The sequence below is a fragment of the Janibacter sp. LM genome (assembly GCF_039631275.1).
In the GTDB taxonomy this organism is placed as follows: Bacteria; Actinomycetota; Actinomycetes; order Actinomycetales; family Dermatophilaceae; genus Janibacter; species Janibacter terrae.
This window is the reverse complement of record NZ_JBDIVG010000023.1, coordinates 1-1,773: the sequence shown is the minus strand read 5'-3', so window position 1 is coordinate 1,773 and position 1,773 is coordinate 1. Positions and strand designations below refer to the sequence as shown.

The window sequence follows — 1,773 nt, the reverse complement described above, 5'->3', positions numbered from 1 at the left end:
GGGGGGGGGGGGGGCCCCCCCCCCCCCCCCCGACCGCTCACCGTCAGGAGCAGGCGTCGAGCTTCGGCGGGTTGGTCTTGGTGTCGACCTCGAAGCCGGCCGGGCCGAAGTTGTCCTCGACCGCCTTGTCCCAGGCGCCGTCGTCGACCATCTTGGTCAGGGCCTTGTTGACGTCCTCGCACAGGGCCGTGTCGCCCTTCTTGAGGCCGACGCCGTAGCGCTCCTCCGAGAAGGGGGCGCCGACGACCTTGAGCTTGCCCTTGTACTGGTCCTGCGCCGCGTAGCCGGCGAGGATCGTGTTGTCGGTGGTCAGGGCGTCGAGCTGGCCCTTGGACACGGCCTCCGCGCACTTGGAGTAGGTGTCGAACTCCTGCAGGTTGACGCCCGGCACCTCCTTCTTGACGTTGTCGGCCGACGTGGAGCCGGTGACCGAGCACAGCTTCTTGCCGTCGAGGTCCTTGGGCCCGGTGATCTTGGCGTCGGACGCGACGAGCAGGTCCTGACCGGCGACGAAGTACGGGCCGGCGAAGGAGACCTTCTGCTTGCGCTCGTCGGTGATCGAGTACGTCGCGAAGATCAGGTCGACCTGGCCGGTCGCGATGAGGTCCTCGCGCTGCTTGCTCGGGGCCTGGACGAACTGGACGTCGGTCTTGCCCAGCTCCTTGGCGACGTAGTTGGCCACGTCGACGTCGAAGCCGGAGTAGGTGTTGCCCTCCTTGAGGCCGAGTCCGGGCTGGTCGAACTTGATGCCGATCTTGATCGAGCTGTCGCCGCCGCCACCGCCGTCGGTCCCTCCACCGTCGTCGCTGCCACAGGCGGCGAGGGCGGCTGCGAGGGCGAGGGTGGCGCCTGCAGCGCCGATGCGTCGCATGGTCATGGTGTCCTCCTGGTTGGTGGTGCTGTCGGGTCGGTGCGGCTCTAGTGGCTGAGGATCTTGCCGAGGAAGTCCTTGGCCCGCTCGCTCTGCGGGTTGGTGAAGAACTCCTCGGGGGTGGCCGTCTCGACGATCTGCCCGTCGGCCATGAAGACGACGCGGTCGGCCGCGCGTCGGGCGAAGCCCATCTCGTGGGTCACGACGACCATCGTCATGCCGGACTGGGCGAGCTGGATCATGACGTCGAGGACCTCGTTGATCATCTCCGGGTCGAGGGCCGAGGTCGGCTCGTCGAAGAGCATGACCTTGGGTTCCATGGCGAGGGAGCGCGCGATCGCCACGCGCTGCTGCTGGCCGCCGGAGAGCTGCGCGGGGAACTTCGCGGCCTGGGCCTCGACCCCGACACGGGTGAGCAGCTCCTGGGCGCGCTGCTGCGCCTCGGCCTTGGACTTCTTGCGCACCTTCATCGGCCCCAGGGTGACGTTGTCGAGGATCGTCTTGTGGGCGAAGAGGTTGAAGGACTGGAAGACCATGCCGACGTCGGCGCGCAGGCGGGCCAGCTCCTTGCCCTCCTCGGGCAGCGGCTGGCCGTCGATGGTGATGCTCCCGGACTCGAAGGTCTCCAAGCGGTTGATCGTCCGGCACAGGGTCGACTTGCCCGACCCGGAGGGGCCGATGACGACGACGACCTCACCCTTGCCGATCGTCAGGTTGATGTCCTTGAGGACGTGCAGCTGCCCGAAGTGCTTGTTGACGTCGGTGAGCACGACGAGGGGTTCATGGGTGGCGTGCGCGGTCGGCATGGCGACGAACCTATCGCCCTGAGCGTGTGCCGCGTCACACAGCAACGCCGGCGTGATCGGAGTGAGACACTCCGATCACGCCGGCGCCGCGTCGAT

Annotated in this window: 2 protein-coding genes; both read right to left on the bottom strand. The window is 67.8% G+C overall.

Annotation, left to right across the window (positions count from 1 at the left end):
- Positions 1–43: 43 nt before the first annotated feature.
- Positions 44–877, bottom strand: coding sequence for a glutamate ABC transporter substrate-binding protein (locus tag ABC138_RS13015; protein ID WP_068323173.1), 834 nt, complete (start codon positions 875–877; stop codon positions 44–46).
- Positions 878–918: 41 nt separating this feature from the next.
- Entirely contained in the window at positions 919–1,677 is a 759-nt protein-coding gene (locus tag ABC138_RS13010) for an amino acid ABC transporter ATP-binding protein (protein ID WP_068323176.1), read from the bottom strand.
- Between the last annotated feature and the right edge of the window lie 96 nt (positions 1,678–1,773).